The sequence below is a fragment of the Pseudoalteromonas shioyasakiensis genome (genome assembly GCF_022398475.1).
Lineage (GTDB): Bacteria > Pseudomonadota > Gammaproteobacteria > Enterobacterales > Alteromonadaceae > Pseudoalteromonas.
Genome location: NZ_JAKEVM010000269.1, coordinates 1 through 1,591, shown reverse-complemented (window position 1 = coordinate 1,591; position 1,591 = coordinate 1). Strand labels below are relative to the sequence as shown.

Annotated in this window: 2 protein-coding genes; both read right to left on the bottom strand. The window is 35.1% G+C overall.

Features of this window, described 5'->3' with window-relative positions:
* A partial coding sequence (locus L1D51_RS21365) for a hypothetical protein (protein WP_239964819.1) occupies window positions 1-405 on the bottom strand: 405 nt, incomplete at its 3' end.
* On the bottom strand, window positions 392-1,468 hold the full coding sequence (locus tag L1D51_RS21360; protein ID WP_239964818.1) for a nucleoid-associated protein: 1,077 nt from the start codon (window positions 1,466-1,468) through the stop codon (window positions 392-394). The genes L1D51_RS21360 and L1D51_RS21365, both read right to left, overlap by 14 nt.
* Window positions 1,469-1,591 lie beyond the last annotated feature (123 nt).

The window sequence follows — 1,591 nt, the reverse complement described above, 5'->3', positions numbered from 1 at the left end:
ATTTATAGTACTCTTTATGAGTGAGTCACTTAGACCTAAAGCATCACTTGCTGCGCGAAATGCTTCAACAGATATATAAAGTATTTCATCAATATCGCCCGCGCCAGAGCAAACTCCTTGAATGAATTTCTTTTTGTCAAAAGTTAACTCAAACTCACAGCAATACGAGTGATTATCTAAATAATTACTCATGTCAGATAACGGAACATGTTCTTCATCGATATTTATAATGAAGCAATGACGTTTCTCTTGACTATCTATAGTGACAGCGAGATTTCTAAGTATGTTTTCAGCATCATCAGTAAGATCACTTTTGATATAAAAGTTATCTATACTTTCACTTTTCTGATTTGATTGAGCGGCCAGCGAGATTAGTTGCTGGCAAATATCACTAACTAATGTCATTTACATTATCAGCGGTGATTGTATATATAGTTTGGCCATCTCTATCCACTCTGGTTACACCTGCGTCTCGCATTTCCCCTTGCCATTCTAAAACAACGTTCCTATTCGTTTTTACTTTAGTCCTTTTGTCACTATTAGGTATACTATCAGGTTTAGCAGTAAACTGGACACCGCTCAACTCTACATTGTCCATATAAGTGTCAAAGCTAGCCTTTAGCCTATCTTTAGTGGTGTCGTCAGGATGCTCGCAAATTAAATCTCGAATATCATCCATATTAATATTCTGTTCGCCATGAGCACCTATATACCTGATAACCCTTGCTTTTACATCAGATGGTATGAGCTCCTCATGTTGTTGAGCCCATTTATTAGAATGAGAAATTGCTTTTCTGGTAACTGCACTATTATTTTCAAGTAAAGAGACACTCAAGAAGTTCTTGTAATGACTACCTATTGCAGAATCAGTGTCATGGTCAGCATTAGATTTACCTCTCTCAACAGCAATAACATCCCAGTCAAAAGAATCCCCTACATCAATAAGCGCTCGTTTTTGGATCGCAGCTTTTTCTTCTAAGAGTGAATCTGTTATTTCCTGAAATTTGACCTGTGAAGGATCTTCCTCATCACGAATTTGTTGTAAAACAGGTTTATAGTCTAGTTTAAGTATTGCAACAAAGTTTCGAGGTTGCATATTTACTAACATACTAAATGTTGTGACTACAACGATACCGTCCGCCATCCTTTTATCATGTTTGGCTTTAAAGTCATGTGCAATTAATTTACTTTGCTCTATAAATAAATTGTTATCATCTAAACTATCTATAAGGTTATTACAATGAGTATTCAAAGGTGCATTCTCAGCATCAATAAACTTATATTTTGTACCTCGAGAAGATTCAGCAATCATCTCTTGGAAAAATGATTCTTGATCTTCCGTTAGTGTAACCGCAGTTAAGTAATCTACTTCTTCTTCATCAGTCAATAATATATGGTAGATAAATTTATGGATTTTTATTGAATCTCTCATAGCTTGAGATATAGCCAGTGCGCGAGGACTACTCATTCTACTTCCTATGTATCTATTGAATTTATGATGAGGCTTACACTTACAGTAAACCTTTATGCATCCTTAATGATTATTAGATAATTACAAATTGATAGTGAAGATGCCAGAAAAAAGTTAACT

What these genes read in the sequence shown, in the direction of transcription:
- L1D51_RS21360 (WP_239964818.1), bottom strand. Translation starts at nt 1,468, where the DNA reads ATGAGTAGTCCTCGCGCACTGGCTATATCTCAAGCTATGAGAGATTCA.